General features: G+C 40.8%; 16 protein-coding genes and 1 tRNA gene. 13 read left to right on the plus strand and 4 right to left on the minus strand.

Annotation, left to right across the window (positions count from 1 at the left end):
• Positions 1 to 58: 58 nt before the first annotated feature.
• Genes dxs through ACZ1GV_RS03300 form a run of 3 tightly spaced genes read right to left on the minus strand, consistent with a single transcriptional unit; the run spans position 59 to position 3,106 of the window.
• On the minus strand, positions 59 to 1,963 hold the full coding sequence (dxs, locus tag ACZ1GV_RS03290; protein ID WP_472675219.1) for a 1-deoxy-D-xylulose-5-phosphate synthase: 1,905 nt from the start codon (positions 1,961 to 1,963) through the stop codon (positions 59 to 61).
• A gap of 7 nt (positions 1,964 to 1,970) precedes the next feature.
• A complete protein-coding gene (gene ispA, locus ACZ1GV_RS03295; RefSeq protein ID WP_472675220.1) occupies positions 1,971 to 2,855 on the minus strand; it encodes a (2E,6E)-farnesyl diphosphate synthase in 885 nt (294 codons plus the stop codon).
• A 5-nt stretch (positions 2,856 to 2,860) separates the two neighbouring features.
• Positions 2,861 to 3,106, minus strand: a complete 246-nt coding sequence (locus ACZ1GV_RS03300) for an exodeoxyribonuclease VII small subunit (protein ID WP_210560006.1) — start codon at positions 3,104 to 3,106, stop codon at positions 2,861 to 2,863.
• A gap of 210 nt (positions 3,107 to 3,316) precedes the next feature.
• Between ACZ1GV_RS03300 and pomA the strand changes: the two genes are divergently transcribed.
• The 4 genes from pomA to ACZ1GV_RS03320 all read left to right on the plus strand — a co-directional run bounded on the left by pomA (position 3,317) and on the right by ACZ1GV_RS03320 (position 9,320).
• Entirely contained in the window at positions 3,317 to 4,078 is a 762-nt protein-coding gene (pomA, locus tag ACZ1GV_RS03305) for a flagellar motor protein PomA (RefSeq protein WP_472675221.1), read from the plus strand.
• A 3-nt stretch (positions 4,079 to 4,081) separates the two neighbouring features.
• Positions 4,082 to 5,011: a flagellar motor protein MotB gene (locus ACZ1GV_RS03310; RefSeq protein WP_472675222.1), complete on the plus strand. Its 930-nt coding sequence runs from the start codon at positions 4,082 to 4,084 to the stop codon at positions 5,009 to 5,011.
• A gap of 95 nt (positions 5,012 to 5,106) precedes the next feature.
• Positions 5,107 to 6,567 (plus strand): tRNA uracil 4-sulfurtransferase ThiI, encoded by a 1,461-nt coding sequence (gene thiI, locus ACZ1GV_RS03315; RefSeq protein WP_472675859.1) that lies wholly within the window; start codon positions 5,107 to 5,109, stop codon positions 6,565 to 6,567.
• A gap of 110 nt (positions 6,568 to 6,677) precedes the next feature.
• Entirely contained in the window at positions 6,678 to 9,320 is a 2,643-nt protein-coding gene (locus tag ACZ1GV_RS03320; protein ID WP_472675223.1) for an aminotransferase class V-fold PLP-dependent enzyme, read from the plus strand.
• Positions 9,321 to 9,388: 68 nt separating this feature from the next.
• On the opposite strand, the gene ACZ1GV_RS03325 is transcribed toward ACZ1GV_RS03320, so the two are convergent.
• Entirely contained in the window at positions 9,389 to 10,468 is a 1,080-nt protein-coding gene (locus ACZ1GV_RS03325) for a cysteine synthase A (RefSeq protein WP_472675224.1), read from the minus strand.
• A gap of 270 nt (positions 10,469 to 10,738) precedes the next feature.
• On the opposite strand from ACZ1GV_RS03325, the gene ACZ1GV_RS03330 reads away from it, so the two are divergent.
• From ACZ1GV_RS03330 to nlpI, 9 genes are all read left to right on the plus strand, one after another.
• A tRNA-Met gene (locus ACZ1GV_RS03330) sits at positions 10,739 to 10,815 on the plus strand.
• 184 nt (positions 10,816 to 10,999) lie between these two features.
• Positions 11,000 to 11,458, plus strand: coding sequence for a ribosome maturation factor RimP (gene rimP / locus ACZ1GV_RS03335; RefSeq protein ID WP_472675225.1), 459 nt, complete (start codon positions 11,000 to 11,002; stop codon positions 11,456 to 11,458).
• Positions 11,459 to 11,481: 23 nt separating this feature from the next.
• The gene (nusA, locus tag ACZ1GV_RS03340; RefSeq protein ID WP_472675226.1) at positions 11,482 to 12,978 is read left to right on the plus strand and encodes a transcription termination factor NusA; all 1,497 of its coding nucleotides are present in this window, start codon (positions 11,482 to 11,484) and stop codon (positions 12,976 to 12,978) included.
• 23 nt (positions 12,979 to 13,001) lie between these two features.
• Positions 13,002 to 15,641: a translation initiation factor IF-2 gene (infB, locus tag ACZ1GV_RS03345; RefSeq protein ID WP_472675227.1), complete on the plus strand. Its 2,640-nt coding sequence runs from the start codon at positions 13,002 to 13,004 to the stop codon at positions 15,639 to 15,641.
• Between the two features lie 87 nt (positions 15,642 to 15,728).
• Positions 15,729 to 16,136, plus strand: coding sequence for a 30S ribosome-binding factor RbfA (gene rbfA, locus ACZ1GV_RS03350; protein WP_472675228.1), 408 nt, complete (start codon positions 15,729 to 15,731; stop codon positions 16,134 to 16,136).
• A gap of 5 nt (positions 16,137 to 16,141) precedes the next feature.
• Complete coding sequence (gene truB / locus ACZ1GV_RS03355) at positions 16,142 to 17,134, plus strand: tRNA pseudouridine(55) synthase TruB (RefSeq protein ID WP_472675229.1); 993 nt, start codon at positions 16,142 to 16,144, stop codon at positions 17,132 to 17,134.
• A gap of 113 nt (positions 17,135 to 17,247) precedes the next feature.
• Positions 17,248 to 17,517: a 30S ribosomal protein S15 gene (gene rpsO / locus ACZ1GV_RS03360; RefSeq protein ID WP_210559995.1), complete on the plus strand. Its 270-nt coding sequence runs from the start codon at positions 17,248 to 17,250 to the stop codon at positions 17,515 to 17,517.
• Between the two features lie 219 nt (positions 17,518 to 17,736).
• The gene (gene pnp / locus ACZ1GV_RS03365) at positions 17,737 to 19,845 is read left to right on the plus strand and encodes a polyribonucleotide nucleotidyltransferase (protein WP_472675230.1); all 2,109 of its coding nucleotides are present in this window, start codon (positions 17,737 to 17,739) and stop codon (positions 19,843 to 19,845) included.
• A gap of 145 nt (positions 19,846 to 19,990) precedes the next feature.
• Positions 19,991 to 20,914, plus strand: coding sequence for a lipoprotein NlpI (gene nlpI / locus ACZ1GV_RS03370; protein WP_472675231.1), 924 nt, complete (start codon positions 19,991 to 19,993; stop codon positions 20,912 to 20,914).

Here is a 20,914-nt window from a genome sequence, read left to right on the forward strand (position 1 = left end):
AGAAACCCGTTAAGTAAATCATCGATGAGATGCCTAACTCTTAACGGGTTTTTTAGTATTAGCTAATCATGAATCGACGAATTTGGTTTTCAACACCTTTGCCGTCTAATTCAAGCTCCTCGTATATTTCTTGCTGTGTTCCGTGCTTGATGAAGTTATCAGGAAGACCTAAGTTTAATACGCGATTATCGTGGCCACGCATATTTAGGTATTCATTTACATAAGAACCTGCACCACCTGCTATTGCATTATCCTCGAGCGTTACTAGCACATCATGGGTAGCGGCTAATTCATCAATGAGTTTAACGTCCAACGGCTTAACAAATCGCATATCGACAACGGTCGCATCTAACTCTTTTGCTGCGAAGTTTGCTGAGGCTAGGAATGTACCAAAACTGAGTATAGCGATGCATGTTTCATTACATTCTGAAGCCGTTTCTTTAGATATAATTCGACCTTTACCAATCTCCAGCTCGGTCATCGTCTCGATTACCTCGGTGCCCATACCCGTCCCTCTTGGGTAACGAACTACCGATGGTTTATTGAGTTTATGACCTGTGTATAACATTTGACGGCATTCATTTTCATCGCTAGGCGCCATGATAACTAGGTTTGGTATGCAGCGCATGAAACTCAAATCAAATGAGCCTTGGTGTGTTGGACCATCAGCGCCAACAATGCCAGCTCTATCAACGGCAAATAGCACAGGTAAGTTCATGATAGCGACGTCATGTATTAACTGGTCATAAGCGCGCTGTAAAAAGCTGGAATAAATAGCAACAACAGCATTGTAGCCTTCGCATGCCATGCCAGCTGCAAGTGTAACAGCGTGCTGTTCAGCAATAGCTACGTCAAAGTATTGGTCTGGGTATTCTTTTGCAAACTGAACCATACCCGAACCTTCGCGCATGGCAGGTGTGATGGCCATTAACTTAGGATCTTTCGCCGCCATATCACACAACCAGTCACCAAATACTTTTGAGTATGTTGGGCCACTTGATACCGATTTAGGCAAAGAGTCTAAACTTGGGTCAAACTTTGGAACGGCATGGTATTTAATCGGGTCAAGCTCGGCTGGATCGTAGCCTTTGCCTTTTTTCGTAACGATGTGAAGAAACTGAGGACCCTTTAAGTCTCGCATATTACGTAAAGTATCTACAAGAGCATCAACATCATGGCCATCAATAGGTCCAATATAGTTAAAACCTAATTCTTCAAAAATAGTGCTTGGAACTACCATACCCTTTAAGTGTTCTTCGGCACGGCTTGCTAGCTCTTTAATTGGAGGAATACCACTAAGTAATTTTTTCCCGCTCTCTCGAAAAGTTGTATATAAGTTCCCTGAGAGTAACTTAGCCATATGGGTGTTAAGTGCACCAACATTTTCTGAAATAGACATGTCGTTGTCATTCAGGACGACTAACATATCGGGCTTAATATCACCGGCGTGGTTCATCGCTTCAAAAGCCATACCAGCAGTCATTGCCCCGTCACCAATAACAGCGCACACTTTTCTAATTGCATCAGCAGGATTAGCTTTGTGCTGTGCTTCAGCAGCAATAGCCATTCCTAAAGCTGCGCTAATTGACGTTGATGAATGGCCGACACTTAATGTGTCGTACTCACTTTCTTCTCGCCAAGGAAATGGATGTAAGCCATCTTTCTGACGAATTGTATGGATTTTATCGGCTCTTCCAGTAATGATTTTATGAGGATAAGCCTGGTGGCCAACATCCCAAATTACACGATCGTAAGGCGTGTTATAAACATAATGAAGAGCGACCGTTAATTCTACGGTTCCCAAGCCGGACGCGAAGTGCCCTGAACTTTTACTCACCGAGTTTAAAAGGTACGCACGTAATTCATCACAAACAGAAACTAACTGTTCCTGAGGTAATTGACGCAGGTCGGTAGGCAATAACGCCTTTTGTAAATTCGGATAATCCGCCATATTAACTGTCATAAAATTACTAATGATCTCTTTCAATGATGTATTGCGCCAATTGACTTAATGTTGAAGTGTCAGCATCAATTTTCGTTAATGCCAAATTTGCTTCATCAATCAATTGCTGTGCTTTAATTTTTGCTTGTTCTAGTCCTAACAATGCAGGATAGGTCGACTTATTTGATTGCTCATCAGAGCCTTGCGGTTTTCCTAACGTTTCGGTATCCGACGTAATGTCTAGAATATCATCCCAAACTTGAAATGCTAATCCAATAGCATCAGCATATTGACCTAAGGCTTGTATTTGAGCGGATGTTGCATTAGCGCAAATGGCGCCTGCAAGAACAGATGCCTTTATTAAAGCACCTGTTTTTAGTTTATGCATATTTTCTAAGTGTTCGATAGACACATTAGCATTGTTGGTATTTTCTAAATCGATACTTTGGCCAGCACACATTTGAGACGCAGAGGAAGCGACCAAGCTCACAAGCGCGAGTTGGTTGGAAATATTTGTGCCTTGAAAACTATGTCCGGTCAGGATCTCAAATGCAAATGACTGCAGTGCATCGCCTGCTAGGATAGCCGTTGCCTCATCATATTGTTTATGACATGTTGGCTTGCCACGCCTAAGCTCATCATCGTCCATTGCTGGTAAGTCGTCATGAATTAAGCTGTACGTATGAATTGATTCGATTGCGGCCGCTGAGGCATCTAAATCCTTTGGGTGAGCACCTAAGATTTCACCTGTGGTATACACTAAAAATGGTCGAACTCGTTTGCCACCAAGCAGCAACGAATAACGCATTGCCTCTTTTAATTTTGAGTCTGAAATACTCGACTCAGCTAAAAAGCTCTGTAGGACGCTTTCAATTCGTTGTTGCGTATCAATAATGACGTTTTGAATAGTCATTAGCTTTAGTCGTCCTGGCCAACATTTTCATTAAATGGCTGAAGCTCTAAATTACCTTGCTTTTCCATTAAAATTTGAACTTTTTGTTCAGCTTCTTGCAAACGACTTTGGCTTAAACGTGTTAATTCGATACCTCGTTCAAAAAGCGCTAACGATTGCTCTAGTTCTAAGTCACCAGATTCAAGTTGGTTTACTATTGTTTCCAGCTCAGTTATCGCAGTTTCAAACGTTAAATTTTTCGGAGTAGTCATAAGTCTGTTTTCATTTGCATATAGGCTGCCAAAATTAGCCGGTAAAGGTATCGTAAATGCCATGGTTATTCAATTATATTGAGCTAGAATAACTATAAATTGATTAAACTTTGTTCGGTTAAGTCATTAAGTTACCGATAATATTTAAGTTGCTAGTTTTGCTGTCGATAATTAAACTTAGTGGAACATCATCTATTGCAGGAGTAAATTGTGGATTTAGCTAGTATTGTTGGCATGATCGGAGCCATAGGCTTTATTGTATTAGCCATGATTTTAGGTGGTGGGCTAGGAATGTTTATCGACGTTCCCTCAATAGCTATTGTATTTGGTGGCTCAACATTCGTTTTAATGTCTAATTACACACTGCCGCAATTTATATCAGCGGGTAAAATTGCCGGTAAAGCATTTTCATTTAAAATCGAAACTCCAGAAGAACTTATAGAGAAAATTGTAGAGTTAGCTGACTCTGCACGTAAAGGTGGCTTTTTAGCCCTAGAAGAAGCAGAAATTGGTAATCCATTTTTACAAAAAGGTGTCGATCTGCTTGTTGATGGCCATGATGGTGAAGTAGTAAGAGCTACTTTGTCAAAAGACATCTCACTAACCACAGAGCGTCATGAGATGGGCGCTGGAATGTTTAAAACATTAGGTGATATCGCCCCTGCAATGGGTATGATAGGTACGTTAGTTGGTTTGGTTGCGATGTTATCAAACATGGATGATCCAAAGTCTATTGGGCCGGCGATGGCGGTAGCACTACTAACTACTCTTTATGGTGCTTTCTTAGCCAATGTTATTGCGTTACCTATGTCATTTAAGCTAAATCTGCGTACGAGCGAAGAAAAGCTAAACCAAAGCTTAATAATGGACGGTGTACTTGGTATTCAAGATGGTCAAAATCCAAAAGTCATTGAGGGTGTTTTAAGAAATTACCTTGCCGCTTCTAAACGAGAAGTAAATACCGAGGAATAGCGGATGTCTGAAGAAGAATGCCCAAAATGTCCCCCAGAGGGACTTCCAGCGTGGATGGGAACATTTGCTGATCTAATGTCTTTGTTGATGTGCTTCTTTGTTTTGCTTCTATCCTTTGCCGAAATGGACGTGTTGAAGTTTAAACAAATTGCTGGTTCGATGAAGTTTGCTTTTGGTGTGCAAAATAAAATTGAAGTGAAAGATATTCCAAAGGGTACTTCTGTCATTGCTCAAGAATTCCGACCTGGCCGACCAGAACCAACTCCGATTGAAATTATTCAACAGCAAACCATAGAAATCACCCAACAGGTTTTGGAATTTGAAGAGGGTGAGGACGAATCTGCCGGTGGGCGTCAAGAACAAACTGCTGAAATGCGAGGTGGTATGAGTTCAGCTACGGCTGAAGCTGAATCAGAGTCGTCTGCTGAAGCGGCTGCAGAGCAAGAAGAAGTGAATGAGCTTCTTAAAAAAATAGCTCAACAAATGCAGCAAGAAATAATTGATGGTGCTATCGAATTAGAATCGCTAGGACAACAAATTATTATCAGAATAAGAGAAAATGGCTCGTTCCCATCAGGATCTGCTTATTTGCAGGACCAGTTTAAACCAATTATTCAAAAGGTTGGTCGGGTTTTAAATGATGTTCCTGGTGAGATTACAGTATCGGGTCACACCGATGACATTAATGTGACGAATGAGTTGTTTTTTAACAATTGGGACTTATCCTCACAACGTGCAGTCGCTGTGGCTACTGAAATGATTAAAGTACCTGGGTTTGATAAAAACCGCGTCATAGTAGTCGGTCACGCGGATACTAGGCCATTATTACCAAACACATCTGCCGCTAATAGACGTGTCAATCGCCGAGTCGAGGTATCTATTATGCAAGGTAAAGCCAAAGAGTCTGAGCAGATTAATATTACAAATCAGTAGTATATCCATTGTTTTTGAATGTCGCTTTTCGTAAGTGAGGCGTGTGTGTATAATATGCGCGCGCTGAAACGCGAGAACTGACCTACAAATGAGATATTATGAAGTTAATTGTTAAATACCACCCAGAGATAAATATAAAAAGCCGCTCGGTTCGCAAACGGTTTTATAAACTACTTGAATCTAATTTACGCATTATTTTGAAAAAGGTTCACCCTAAAGCTCATATTATTTCTCGCTGGACAGATATTTTAGTTGATGCACCTCACGCCACTCCTGAAGAACGCGAACAATTACTTGATCTTATTGTAAAAATCCCTGGTGTTGATCAATTTAATGAAGTGGTTGAATATCCGTTTGTAGACTTTGATCAAGCGTTTAAAGATGTTGCTCGTCATTGGCAAGATGAACTTATTGGCAAGTCATTTTGTGTCCGAATCAAACGTACGGGTAAGCATGATTTTACTTCCTCTGAATTAGAGCGTTATGTAGGTGGCGGCCTAAACCAAGCTGTGGAAACGGCTCGGGTTCAATTAAAAAAGCCTGAAGTGACTGTCAAAGCTGAACTTCGAGAAGATGTGTTTCATGTTATAAAAGCAAATCATAAGGGTTTAGGCGGGATGCCGTTGCCAAGCCAAGAAGATGTTTTAGCGTTAATGTCTGGTGGCTTTGATTCTGGAGTAGCGGCGTATCATCTAATTCGACGCGGTGCTAGAACACATTTTTGCTTCTTTAACTTGGGTGGGAAAGAACATGAAATCGGCGTAAAACAAGCATCGCATCAAATATGGAAAGCATTCAGTAGTTCCCATAAAACACGTTTTGTTTCGGTCAACTTTGAACCTGTGGTTGCAGAAATCTTAACTAAAATAGACAACGGCTTAATGGGTGTTGTTTTAAAACGAATGATGATGCGTGCGGCAGCGCAAGTAGCAGAAAAATTAAATATTAAAGCATTGGTAACTGGTGAAAGTTTAGGACAGGTATCGTCTCAAACATTGACAAACTTAAATGTGATCGACCGTGTAACTGAAATGCTTATATTGCGCCCGTTAATCCATATAGATAAGTCAGAAATTATCGACACGGCTCGTAAAATAGGTAGCCATGACTTGGCTGCAGCTATGCCTGAGTATTGTGGCGTTATCTCTAAAAAGCCGACAACACGCGCAGTACTCAGTGAAATTGAAGCAGCCGAAGAGAATTTTGATTTCGGAATTTTAGATAAAGCAATTGCAGAAGCATCACTGATGGATGTGCGCGACATTGAAACTGAGTCTCATGAGGAAGTAACAGAGGTAGAGCAAGTTACAGAGCTGTCAGAAAACTCAATTGTGATTGATATTAGAAGCCCGGAAGAGGAAGAAGATTCGCCTCTTGAAATCGAGGGTATAGATGTTATTACGATGCCATTTTTCAGAATCGCCACCCAGTTTGGTGACTTGGATCAGTCTAAGTCGTATTACTTGTATTGTGATAGAGGTGTAATGAGTCGATTACAAGCGCTACTTCTTCATGAGCATGGATACACCGACGTTAAGGTTTATCGTAAGCGATAACCATAGTTAACTGTTTTAATTAGTTGCGTTAGGCACAAACCACGCAGCCATATTGTTAAGCTAAATCTTTGTGATAGGATGATTAATAATTATCCAAGCAGGGGTTTAGCATGCACATGAAATCTGTTGTTGGTCAATACGGCCTATTCCCCTTATTAGAACGCTTTTCGGCTACATCATGCTGGTCTGACGCGCAACAAACCTTACGCAATCACTTTTCGGGCTATACCGAGAGCCAGAATCGGCAAGAAAAACTTCAAGCGATATTCAAACAAGCACAATTACTTCCTTTTTGGAAAGCGCGTTTACAGAACTATACATCACTGCAAGATGTTCCTGTTACATATAAACAAGATTATATTACTGGTTTTCCCACTCATGTTGTTTTACCCCATCGTCAAACTGAACATCAGACTTTGGCGTCGGGAGGAACGAGTGAAAGAATGACAGTGGTAACCGATTTTGCGAAAAGAGATAGGTTAAGAGCGCTAGAGAACGTCAATGTTGCATTGAGTCATCAGGCGTTTTGGGCACGAAAGACCTTAGATATTCCGCCATCTGCGTGTAATGTAACTTGCGGGCTTATGGATAAAGGGCCAGAATCAATTTTCGCATTTATAAAATGGGCCACTGAACAACAGCAGTGGAGACACCCCGATACACTCAGTAACTTGAGGGGCCGTGTTGAACGTCAATGGTTAATGCAAAGAACGACGGCAAGCCCTATAACACCTGGCAATTGGGCGCATATCTGTACGCAAATAGATCCCTTACTTACAAAGCTGGCTAAAGAACGGATAGAGATTCTTCGTGGTTATCCACTATTTCTGTATTGGATAGCACTACGAGCTGCCGAACTTAAGACATCTTTACCATCGTTGTCTACGGTGATTCCATATGGCGGGTTAGCTGCAGAAAGTATGGTTGACACCATAAAGCAAGCATTAGATGTTCAATTTATCAATCTATACGGTACCGGAGAGGTTGGCAGTATCGGAGCAAGTTCAAAAGATCAGCATGGCGTACACGTTTACCAAGATGATATCTTTTTAGAGCTTGTAGACGATAATGACGAGCCTGTTGATGAACCAGGGCTACTGGGGCGAGTGGTAGTTACTGATCTTAATAATACTGTAATGCCTATTATACGGTACTCGATTGGTGATGTTGGGCAGTGGCAACGCTTTGCCAATGGACAGCGCACACTGTTATTACATGGACGAGAATCTGAAAATATAATTACGATTCACAAGCAAACCGTGACCGCTAGGACCTTACAAAACTTAGTGCTGTGTCATCCCAATATTATTAACTTTTTGTTAGAACAGCGCAGTGATTATGAGTTTACTTTGAGAATCGCTACTCGCGGTGAAATTAAAATTTGTATTTTTAAGGCGCTGAAAGAGGTTCTAGGTGGTGATGAAATTGATTTAGCTATTGTAGAGGAAAGTTTTTTAACGCCTAAAAGTAGTGGAAAGTATCTTGCAAGTGAACCTTCTCAAACAACTATGTTGTCATCATCTATACAAGACAACATAAAGCCTAATCGAGACAGTAACCTTGATTTTTCGTTAGCTGAAAATTTTCCGTTAAGACAAGTAACCACTCCGCTTGGGCTGCCAGTTTGTTACCTAGACAACGCAGCAACTACACCAAAACCTGAATATGTTGTAAAAGAAGTTACTCGTATCCTTTCCCAAGTTACTGGTAATGTACATCGAGGTGCACACTTTTTAGGCGATGCAATCACAGATGAATTTGAGCGAGCTAGAGCTGATATTGCTCGTTTAATTGGTGCAATGCCAAGTAATATTGTGCTGTTAAGAAATACAACTGAATGTTTAAACCTCATCGCTCAACAACCAAATAGTCCAAAAGTAATAACAAGCATAGCCGAACACCATGCTAATTATTTACCCTGGAAAGATAAGATAGTTGTGGAGCTAGACGATGACCTTCATATCAATATGACTTCCCTCGAGAGGGCAATGCAGTCCGCACCCAAAAGTCTTGTGACATTGGCACATATATCAAATGTTACTGGTAATCTTTTAAATGTGGAGCAGGTTGTGTCTTTAGCACGAAGGTATGATTGCCAAGTTTTATTGGATGCTGCGCAGTCGGTTCCTCACATGCCTATTAATACCAATGATCTGGGCGTCGACTTTTTGGTCTTTAGTGGTCATAAAATAGGAGGCCCAAGCGGAGTGGGCGTGTTATGGGGCACAACCGAAGCTCTTTCTCGACTGCAACCTGTTCAGTGGGGCGGCTCGATGATTGAACAAGTCAGTCAACGTAACTTAGCTATTAAACCGGTACCATGGTGCTTTGAGCCTGGCACTCCTGCAATGGAGAGCGTTATAGGTTTAGGAGCTGCAGCCCGCTTTTTGTTAGATATCGGTATGGAAAATGTTCACCAGCACGTTCATGGTCTTACTATGCAGTTAAGATTGGCGTTAAACAAATTTTATTCCGGCTTACTATTGGGAGATTCCGATGCTCCAGGCCCTGTTACATTGGCCCCTCAGTCTATGTCGGCACAAATAATCGCTAATACACTTAGCGAGAGAGATGGTATTTGTGTTCGAGCCGGTTTTCATTGTGCACAACCATTACATGACCACATACATAGCCTAGGTACTTTAAGATTTAGTCCCTGGTTAATGAATACATCAGAGGACATAGAGAAATGTATAAGGGCTTTAAAGACAGTACTTCCGCCTTTAAAAACAGCAGAAGACTCAGATAATTAAAAACGATAATTTTGAAATTCGACATATTAAAAAGGCGATAACAATGTATCGCCTTTTTCTAAAGTCTATTAACGATAATCAAATGACACAGTTTTTAATATGTCATTGTCTTGAAGATAACGTTGGGTTAGTTGTTCCATCGTTTCATTCGCTGAATCAATATCACGTGTCTTCAAGAAATCCTCATTATAAAGTTTAGAAACAGAACGTTCTCCTAAGTCACACGCAAGAGTCACAACGTGTTGTTTTGTTCCACCACTTAACGGGCCGTATTTCAGTGCCGAATAAAAAGCGGCAGTAACATTTAATGCACTGGAACTTCCTAATACAAGGCCATCTTGTTGGCGAACATAATTTGCTAAGGTTACAATATCACTATCAGGTAACGTTAATGTTTCGTCGATACGAGCTTGTTTAAAATTATTAACCAAACGCATTATGCCAATACCTTCAGTAAATGAACCTCCAGAGGTTGCTTTATATTCCCCGGTCTGCAAAAAATTATAAACACCAGAACCATTCGGATCTACGCAAATTGTCTTGATTGCTTCATTTTGTTCTTTTAGATACTTTGTAATACCGCCGATTGTGCCACCGGTGCCAGCAGCAGATACAAAACAAGTTACGTTACCTGATGTCTGGGTAAATATCTCAGGTCCAGTTGTTAGATAATGAGCATCAGCGTTTGCCGTATTCTCAAACTGATTTGCCCACCAATAATCGCTATTTTCTTCGGCGATCCGCTTTGCCGTATGGTAAAAGTGATTTGGGTTTGAAAATGGCACAGCATCAACCAGAATAAGTTCAGCGCCATGGAGCTCTATCATCTGCTCTTTCTCTTTGGCTTGCCCTTTTGGCATGACAACTTTTAAATTAAACCCTAAAGATTTAGCAACAATTGCTAAGCCTATTCCTGTATTACCAGCTGTTCCTTCAACTATGGTCATACCCGGCTTTAGTTCACCGGACTCTATTGCGGCTAACACCATTTGAAGCGCCGCACGGTCTTTTACAGAACCACCGGGATTCTGGAACTCACACTTTACGCTGATATCACATTGTGTGATGCGACTTAAGCTTGGAATAGTAAAAAGGTCTGTATTTCCGATAAGATCAGAGAGTTTGTTGGCGTGTCCATTGATTGGCATAAATTTAATCTCTTGAGTATGACTAGTGTTTATTATGACAAGTTATCGGTCCATACCACAAATTAGATTTGGCATTAATTACTACTAAATCGAATAAAACAAAAATTAAGATTTTATTAATTAAAATTAACTAATAATAAAGAAGGTTTAGCTTGAATGTATTTTAATAGCGAGTATAATCCACCGCATCAAATCTTTCTCAGAATTTATTTACGAAATTCTCTGTAAAGTAGTCGTTAAAACCGACTTAAAATGTTTTTAGTCTACTGGCGCGGGATGGAGCAGCCTGGTAGCTCGTCGGGCTCATAACCCGAAGGTCGTCGGTTCAAATCCGGCTCCCGCAACCAATACAGGAAGCTATTTATAAAACAATCGCAACTTTGTATTTTAGTAGACCCAGAAGCTAGGCCTCGAAACATTCGGGGCGCTTTAGTTTCTGTAACAGTTTATGTGGTGTGCTGTTGAACTGCACATGCAACTGGGGCTTTAGGCCCTTTTTTTGTATTTAAAATTAGTGATAGGAGTGGTGATTTGACTAACCTTGAATTGCGTTTGACTGAAATGTTACAACCTGCAGTTGATGCTTTAGGCTTTGAATTGTTAGGTGTTGAGTTTTTGCGTGCTGGTAATCATTCAACGTTGCGCGTTTACATTGATCATGAAAATGGTATTTCGGTTGATAACTGTGCGGATGTAAGTCATCAAGTTGGCGCGATCTTAGATGTTGAAGATCCAATTTCTACCGAATATAGCTTAGAAGTTTCGTCACCGGGCATGGATCGTCCATTGTTCACAGTTGAACATTTCGCCAAAGTGGTAAACGAAACAGTGAGTGTAAAATTAAATGTGCCGCAAGACGGCCGTCGTAATTTTAAAGGAACACTTGTCGAAGTTGAAGGCGATATGATCAACATCAACGTTGATAACCAAGTGTTTTCTATTTTAATTGATAATGTCCAGAAAGCACATTTAGTTGCTCGATTCGACTAACCAGACTAAAGGAGCGAAGTATAATGGCAAAAGAACTATTACTGGTGGCAGAAGCGGTATCGAATGAGAAAGCCGTACCACGCGAAAAGATTTTTGAAGCGCTAGAGTTTGCTTTAGCCGCTGCAACAAAGAAAAAACATACAGCAGAGATTGAAGTTAGAGTTTCTATTAATCAAGAAACTGGTGAATACGATACTTTCCGTCGTTGGTTAGTTGTTCCAGATGATCATCAAATGGAAAACCCAAGTGCAGAAATGAGTATCTCTGCTGCACAATACGATGAGCCTGAGTTACAACTGGGTGATTACGTAGAAGAGCAAATTGAATCTATAAAATTTGACCGTATTACAACTCAAATGGCGAAACAAGTAATCGTACAAAAAGTACGTGAAGCTGAACGTGGTCAAATTGCTGAGCAATACTACGACCAAGTTGGTGAATTAATTACAGGTATCGTTAAAAAAGTTAATCGCGACAACGTGATTTTAGACTTAGGGGCAAATGCCGAAGCGGTTTTATATCGTGAAGATATGATTCAACGTGAAACATTCCGTCCAGGCGATCGTGCTCGTGCATACTTATATGCCGTTAAGCCAGAAGTACGTGGCCCGCAATTGTTTGTTAGCCGTACCAAACCTGAAATGCTAATTGAGTTATTCCGTATTGAAGTTCCAGAAATTGGCGAAGAGATGCTTGATATCGTAGCAGCTGCTCGTGATCCTGGTTCTCGTGCGAAAATCGCGGTTAAGTCAAACGACCGTCGTATCGACCCTGTAGGTGCATGTGTTGGTATGCGTGGCGCACGAGTTCAAGCGGTATCTGGTGAGCTTAATGGCGAGCGAGTTGACATCGTATTATATGATGACAACCCAGCACAATTTGTTATCAACGCGATGGCACCAGCGGAAGTTGCATCAATTATTGTTGATGAAGACCGCAAGTCGATGGATATTGCAGTAGCAGCAGACAATCTTGCTATGGCCATTGGCCGTAGTGGTCAAAACGTTCGATTAGCTAGTCAATTGACTGGTTGGGAATTAAACGTAATGACAGAAGCCGACATGGCTGAAAAACATCAAGCAGAAAACAGCAAAACAATTCAGCTGTTTACTGAAGGATTGGAAATCGATGAAGACTTCGCAACTATGTTGGTTGAAGAAGGTTTCTCATCACTAGAAGAAGTTGCCTACGTACCAGTTTCTGAGTTACTTGAAGTTGATGGATTAGACGAAGAAACAATTGAAGAACTGCGCGCACGTGCAAAAGCAACACTTACAACAAGAGCACTCGCTAATGAAGAGTCGCTCGAAAATTCAGAACCGGAAGAAGATTTACTAAACCTTGAAGGTGTCGATCGTCATTTAGCTTATGTATTTGCAAGCAAAGGTATTACTAACCTTGAATTGTTAGCGGAGCAAGGTGTTGATGAACTTAGTGACATTGAAGAGATTACTGAAGAAAAAGCGGGTGAGCTAATTATGGCAGCGCGTAACATTGTTTGGTTTAGTGAAGAGCAATAGGTTCAACGGAGGTATTTAGAAATATGACAGAAGTTAGTTTAGATAAACTAGCCCAAGATGTGGGCACTCCGGTTGAGAAGCTGGTTTCACAATTCGCAGATGCAGGCATCAAAAAGTCTGCTGGCGATATGGTTAATGAAGCTGAGAAAAAGCAATTACTTGACCACTTAAGCAAAGCTCATGGTGGCGAGGGCGCAGAACCTACAAAAATGACTCTGCAACGTAAAACTAAAAGCACGTTAAGTGTGAACAGTGGTTCAGGAAAGTCTAAAAACGTACAAGTAGAAGTTCGTAAAAAACGTACATTTGTAAAACGTAGTCCTGAAGAGTTAGCGGCAATGGCCGCTGCTGAAGAAGCTGCGAAACGCGAAGCTGAAGAAGCTGCGAAACGTGAAGCAGAAGAAAAAGCGAAACGCGAAGCTGAAGCAAAAGCGAAGCGCGAAGCTGAAGCAAAAGCTAAAAAAGAAGCAGATGAGAAGCGTAAAGAAGCAGCTAAAAACGCAAAAGCGAATAAGCCTTCTGAGAAAAAAGCTGAAAAACCTGAAACAGCTGAAGAGCAAAGAATTCGTTTAGCGCTTGAACAAGAAGCTCTTAAAAAAGCGGAAGAAGAAGCTGCTAAGCTAGCTGAAGAAGCTCGTAAACTTGCTGAAGAAAAAGCAAAAGAGTGGGAGGAGCAAGAAGCACAGCGTAAATATAAACTTGAACACGAAAAAGAAGAAGATCTTCACGTGCACAGTTCAGTTTATGCTCAGCTAGCTGAAGATGATCAAGATAAGCAAGAAGAGAAAAAGTCTCGTCGCAAAGCTAAGAAAAAAGGCGATAAAGAAGAAGCTCCTCTGACAGGTCGTCGTAAAAAAGGCAAGCAATCTAAAAATCAACATGCCTTCCAAAAGCCAGCTTCTCCAGTAGAGCAAGTGGTTAAAATTAGTGAAACCATTACCGTTGCAGAATTAGCAAATAAGATGGCCGTTAAAGGTGCTGAAGTTGTTAAAACGATGATGAAAATGGGTGAAATGGTTACCATTAACCAAGTCCTAGACCAAGAAACAGCAAGCTTAGTTGTTGAAGAGATGGGTCATAAGTTCGTACTAACAAAATCTAATGAATTAGAAGAGTCGGTACTAGCTGATCGTGCATCAGGTGAAGGCGATGCAGTACCTCGTGCACCAGTTGTTACGGTAATGGGTCACGTTGACCACGGTAAAACATCATTACTAGACTATATTCGTAAAGCTAATATTGCAGATGGCGAGGCAGGTGGTATTACTCAGCACATCGGTGCTTACCACGTTGATACGTCAAATGGCATGATTACCTTCTTAGATACTCCGGGACACGCGGCGTTTACTTCGATGCGTGCTCGTGGTGCCAAAGCGACGGATATTGTTGTTATTGCGGTTGCAGCCGATGACGGTGTTATGCCTCAGACTAAAGAAGCGGTTCAGCATGCTAAAGCGGCTGGCGTTCCTTTAATCATTGCAGTCAACAAAATTGATAAAGAGTCTGCGGATCCAGATCGTGTTAAAAATGAATTGTCTGCACTTGACGTAATCCCAGAAGATTGGGGCGGTGATACCCAGTTTATGCACGTATCTGCAAAAACGGGTGAAGGTATTGAAGCCTTACTTGAAGCAATCAGCTTACAAGCTGAACTACTTGAACTTACAGCGGTTGACCACGGTGCGGCACATGGTGTTGTAATCGAGTCACGTTTAGACAAAGGTCGTGGTCCAGTGGCTACGGTGCTTGTTCAAGAAGGTGAGCTTAAGCGCGGTGATATCGTTCTTTGTGGTTTTGAGTATGGTCGTGTTAAAGCGATGAAAGACGAAAACGGTAAAGAGATTGATAGAGCAGGTCCATCTATTCCGGTAGAAATACTTGGTTTATCAGGTGTACCACAAGCTGGTGATGAAGCAACTGTTGTACGTGATGAGCGTAAAGCTCGTGAAGTAGCTAATAAGCGTCAGGGTAAATACCGTGAAATTAAGTTGGCTAGACAGCAAAAAGCTAAACTTGAAAACATGTTTGCTAACATGGAAGAAGGTGATGTTTCTGAACTAAATATCGTTCTTAAAACGGACGTTCAAGGTTCACTAGAAGCGATCACTGACTCACTTACTCGTTTGTCTACTGATGAAGTAAAAGTGAACATTGTTGGTAGTGGCGTAGGTGGTCTTACTGAGACTGATGCTTCATTAGCACAAGCTTCAAACGCAATCGTAGTTGGCTTTAACGTACGTGCTGATGCAACGGCTCGTCGCTTAATGGAACAAGAAGACATTGACTTACGTTATTACAGCGTAATCTACGATCTAATTGATGAAGTTAAACAAGCGATGTCAGGTATGTTAGCGCCAGAATTTAGACAAGAAATTATTGGTCTAGCTGAAGTTCGTGACGTATTTAAATCGCCTAAGATTGGTGCTATCGCAGGTTGTATGGTTACCGAAGGTAATGTTAAACGTAACAACCCTATCCGTGTACTTCGTGACAACGTTGTTATCTATGAAGGTGAACTAGAATCTCTACGTCGCTTCAAAGATGACGTACAAGACGTTCGAAACGGCATGGAGTGTGGTATCGGCGTTAAGAACTATAATGATGTTAAAGTTGGCGACATGATCGAAGTATTCGAGATTGTTGAAGTACAACGTACTTTGTAAATGCCTTTTAACGGCTGACGTATAAAAGGGGCTAACGTGCCCCTTTTTTGTCTTTAACTTTTAGTCCCTAATTTATAGGAGAGAAAAGTGGATAGAAACTTTTCTAGAACAGACCGCGTTGCGCAACAAGTGCAACAAGAAATTGCGATGATTTTACAACGTGATTTTAAAGATCCACGAATTGGTTGGGTTACCGTATCAGAAGTAGAAGTAACAAAAGACCTTGCTTACGTTTCGGTATTTGTAACGTTTTTTGGCAAAGAAGACGAAGAAATTGCTGAGGCTTTAGAGATATTGAACAAAGCAAATGGTTTTTTCCGTATGGAAATTGGAAAACGTATGCGTTTACGTATCGTTCCTGAAATTAAGTTTATCTACGATAATAGCTTAGTAACCGGTATCAAGATGTCGAACAAGGTTGATGAAGCTATTGAGAAAGATAAGGTTTTACGTAAAGCATCAGGTGAGAACCCTGCGGAAAATCTGGACGATTAATTAGCATGGCGCGTAGAAAAAAAGGCCGTGCGATCAACGGCATTATCCTTGTCGATAAGCCTGAAGGTGGATCGTCAAATAATCTATTGCAAAAGGTGCGAGCTATTTTTAATGCCCAAAAAGCAGGGCATACAGGAGCGCTTGATCCTTTAGCAACGGGAATGTTGCCTATTTGTCTGGGCGAGGCGACAAAATATAGTCAATATTTATTGGACTCGGATAAAAGTTATTTTGTGACGGCTAAGTTTGGTGAGCGGACAGATACCAGTGATGCTGAAGGTGAAATCGTTGAGGTACGAGATGTTGATATCACGGAAGCACAAATTGTAGACCTTAAAAAGTCGCTCACCGGAGATATCCAACAAGTTCCAACAATGTTTTCAGCTTTAAAGCATAACGGTCAACCCCTTTATAAGTTAGCTCGTCAAGGCATCACCGTTGAACGAGCGGCGCGACCCATAACAATTTATGAATTTGAGTTGCTTGAATTTCGAGGTGATGAAGCTGATTTTCAAGTTCGTTGTTCGAAGGGCACCTATATTCGAACCTTAGTGGATGATTTAGGGCAGCTGTTAGGTTGCGGTGCACATGTAAAAGTTTTACGTAGAACTCAAGTCGCCAATTATCCAGTTGATAAAATGCTAACACTAGATGAAATCCAGCGTTTAAAAGACGATAACTTTATTGACGGTAATCCAGAAAATGAAGTTGATTATACTGCGCTTGATAGTCATTTATTGCCAATGCAAACCGCTTTAATCGGTATGCCAGAAATAAAGCTAGCACCTAGAGCCTTTGAGACTTTACGGTATGGCCAAACAGTGCCTATTGACGCTATTATTGTAGAAGAGAATGACGCTTTATTTAAACAATACACAGTGAAAGATGAAAACACTGAGTTTGTTGCCTTTGATTCCGTAACGGGAGAATTTGAAGGTGTTGTTTGTTTTTCTCAAGGACATATTAAAGTTAAGCGTCTGGTAGTAAAAAACGCTTGAGTTTTACTGGTAGTTGCGTAGAATGCGCGACTCTCGTTAATTCGAGATTATCCTGTAGTGGCTGAGTTAGTGATTGGCTGCTACCACATCATATTTTATTTTTGGAGAGACTTATGTCACTAAGCGTTGAAGATAAAGCTAAAATCCTAGCGGATTTTGGTGCAAACGAAAAAGATTCTGGTTCTGTTGAAGTACAAGTTGCATTATTAACTGCAGACATCAACAAGCTACAAGGTCACTTTGCTGCACACAAAAAAGACAACCACTCACGTCGTGGTCTTTTACGCAAAGTTAGCCAACGTCGTAAACTTTTAGATTACTTAAAAGGTCGTAACCTTGAGCGTTACAATGCCCTAATCCAACGTTTAGGCTTACGTCGCTAATAAAATCTGATTTCAGATTTATAAGAAGGAGCATTTTTGCTCCTTTTTTTGTGCCTGTAACTTAATTTTAATAGCAATAGAGTTTGAGCTACGTATAATATGCGTCGAACTTAAATGAAAAAATCTGATTCAGTCAGCGTGGTTGTAAGAAAAGTAATATACAGCCAATAAAAAAGCGCTAAACGAAAAAAACTGAATCGCTATATAAAGGAAATAAATGTGACTCCAATTATCAAAAAATTTCAATTCGGTCAGCATGAGGTCACTCTTGAAACTGGCGTAATCGCACGTCAAGCAAGTGCTGCCGTAATGGCAAGTATCGGTGATACTTCAGTATTCGTAAGTGTTGTTGGAAAGAAAGAACCTAAGCCAGGTCAAGACTTCTTCCCTTTAACTGTAAATTATCAAGAGAAAGCCTACGCAGGCGGTAAAATCCCAGGTGGTTTCTTTAAACGTGAAGGTCGCCCTTCTGAAGAAGAAACGTTAATCGCGCGTCTAATTGACCGTCCATTACGTCCACTTTTCCCAGATTCATTCAAAAATGAAGTACAAGTTGTTTGTACAGTAATGTCGGTAAACCCAGAAATCGCACCTGATATTGTTGCACTTATTGGTGCGTCTGCAGCATTAACTATTTCTGGTATTCCATTTAACGGCCCTATCGGTGCTGCGCGTGTTGGTGTAGTAAACGGTCAGTACGTATTAAACCCTTCTCAAACAGAGCTTGCGACAAGTGACCTTGATCTTGTTGTTGCCGGTACTGACAATGCAGTACTTATGGTTGAATCAGAAGCTGCAGTTTTATCAGAAGAAACTATGCTTGGCGCTGTTGTATATGGTCATGAGCAAATGCAAGCCGCTGTTACTGCAATAAAAGAATTTGCAACTGAAGTTGGCAACCCAGCTTGGGAATGGTCAGCACCAGCTGAAAATACAGAACTTAAAAACAAAGTTAAAGCACTTGCAGAAGAAGGCATCACAGCTGCTTATGCAATTGCTGACAAAATGGACCGTTATGCGGCCGTTGGTGAAGTTAAAGCAGCAACAATCGCTAAGTTAGCGGAAGAAGCTGGCGAAGAAGACTTCAACGAAAAAGAAGTATCTGAACTAGTTCATGACTTAGAAAAAGATGTTGTTCGTTCTCGTATATTAGCAGGCGAAAAACGTATTGATGGTCGTGAACCAGATATGATTCGTGCGCTAGACGTTAAGACAGGTATTTTACCTCGTACGCACGGTTCTTCATTGTTTACTCGTGGTGAAACGCAAGCGATTGTTACTTGTACTTTAGGTACAGAGCGCGATTCTCAAATCATCGATTCGCTACTAGGTGAACGTCGTGACCCGTTCATGCTTCACTATAACTTCCCTCCATACTGTGTAGGTGAGACTGGCATGATCGGTTCGCCAAAGCGTCGTGAGATTGGTCACGGTCGTCTAGCGAAGCGTGGTGTTGCTGCCGTTATGCCTTCACAAGCTGAATTCCCATACACAGTGCGTCTAGTTTCTGAAATTACAGAATCTAACGGTTCATCTTCAATGGCTTCTGTTTGTGGTTCATCTCTAGCACTAATGGATGCGGGTGTTCCAATCAAAGCTTCTGTAGCTGGTATCGCGATGGGTCTAGTTAAAGATGATAACAACTTTGTTGTATTATCGGATATCTTAGGTGACGAAGATCACTTAGGCGACATGGACTTTAAAGTTGCTGGTACTGCAGAAGGTATTACAGCACTTCAAATGGATATCAAAATTGAAGGTATCACTAAAGAGATCATGGACAAAGCTTTAGTACAAGCTAAAGCAGCTCGTTTACATATCCTAACGGTAATGGACGAAGCAATCGGTGGGCACCGTGAAGAAATGTCTGAGTTTGCTCCACGTATCTACACAGTTAAAATCCCTCAAAAGAAAATTGCAGATGTTATCGGTAAAGGCGGCGCAACAATTCGTGCACTTACTGAAGAAACAGGCACTACAATTGAAATTGATGACGACGGTACAGTTAAGATTGCAGCAACAGACGGTGCAAGCGCACAAGCTTGTATTGAGCGTGTTAAGCAATTAACAACTGATCTAGAAGTTGGTAGAACGTACAACGGTAAAGTTGCTCGTATCGTAGATTTTGGTGCGTTTGTAAATGTACTACCTGGTAAAGACGGTTTAGTTCACATTTCTCAAATCTCACAAGAGCGTGTTGAAAATGTATCTGACGTACTTTCTGAAGGTCAAGAAGTTGTTGTTAAAGTCCTTGAGATTGATCGCCAAGGTCGTGTTCGTTTAAGCATGAAAGAAGCGGTAGCGGAACAAGCACCAGCAGCAGAATAATTTTCTGACTAAAATTATCAACAAGACATTGTTTTGTTGTTAAAGAGTAAAATAAAAGAGAGCTTAGGCTCTCTTTTTTGTTGCTAGGCTTATGCTAAGTTTACTTTTATGTTATTAATAATGACTATAATTTATAGGAGTTATTATGAAACAAGCTGGTTTGTCCTTAGTGTTGCTATCCATGTTGTTAACCGGTTGTGCGTCAACTGAAAAAGTAGCAAACAATAGTGAGCCACATGTTGTCAATAATGTATTGATTTCTGAGCCTTTAAACGTTGATTATAAGAGTGAGTTAGCAATTGCTAAACTTACTCAAATTATTAATCACGCTAAACTTGAAAAAGAAAAGTTAGCGCAGCTACTCTACGACCGAGGCGTAATGTATGACAGTTTAGGTTTGCGCTCTCTGGCTCAGTTAGACTTTAGACGTGCATTAGAGCACAAACCGGACTTTGCCGATGCATACAATTTTATCGGTATTCATTTAACTTTAATGGGCCAATACGCACAAGCATTTGAAGCTTTTGACTCTGCATTAGAAATAGAACCTAATCATCAATATGTAAATTTAAATCGTGGCATTGCACTTCATTATTACGGACGTAATAAGCTGGCAATGGAAGATTTAGAACAGTTTTATGTAAAAAAACCTGAAGATCCTTATCGAGCTATTTGGCTGTATTTTAGCGAAGCATCTGAAGATTTAAACGGTGCTAAATTACGTCTAATTTACAACGCAAGTCAGCTGAATCCAAATCAATGGTCCTATCAAATTGTCGACTTATTGCTAGGCAATATATCAGAGCAAACCTTTATTGATAACATGGGTAAAAACCTAAATAGTTCGCGAGAATTAACCGAGCGGTTGTGTGAAGGCTATTTTTACTTGGCTAAATTTAAACTGCTTTTCGGTGAAGAAGAGTCTGCTAAAAATTATTTTCGTTTAGCACTAACTACTGGCGTACATGAGTTTGTTGAACACAAATATTCAAAACTAGAGTTATCAAAATTATATGAATTAGCCCGACAGCGTTTTAATAATAGAGAAAGTCTAAAAACCATGGATTAG

The sequence above is a fragment of the Psychrosphaera sp. HA2-10 genome (assembly GCF_055693745.1).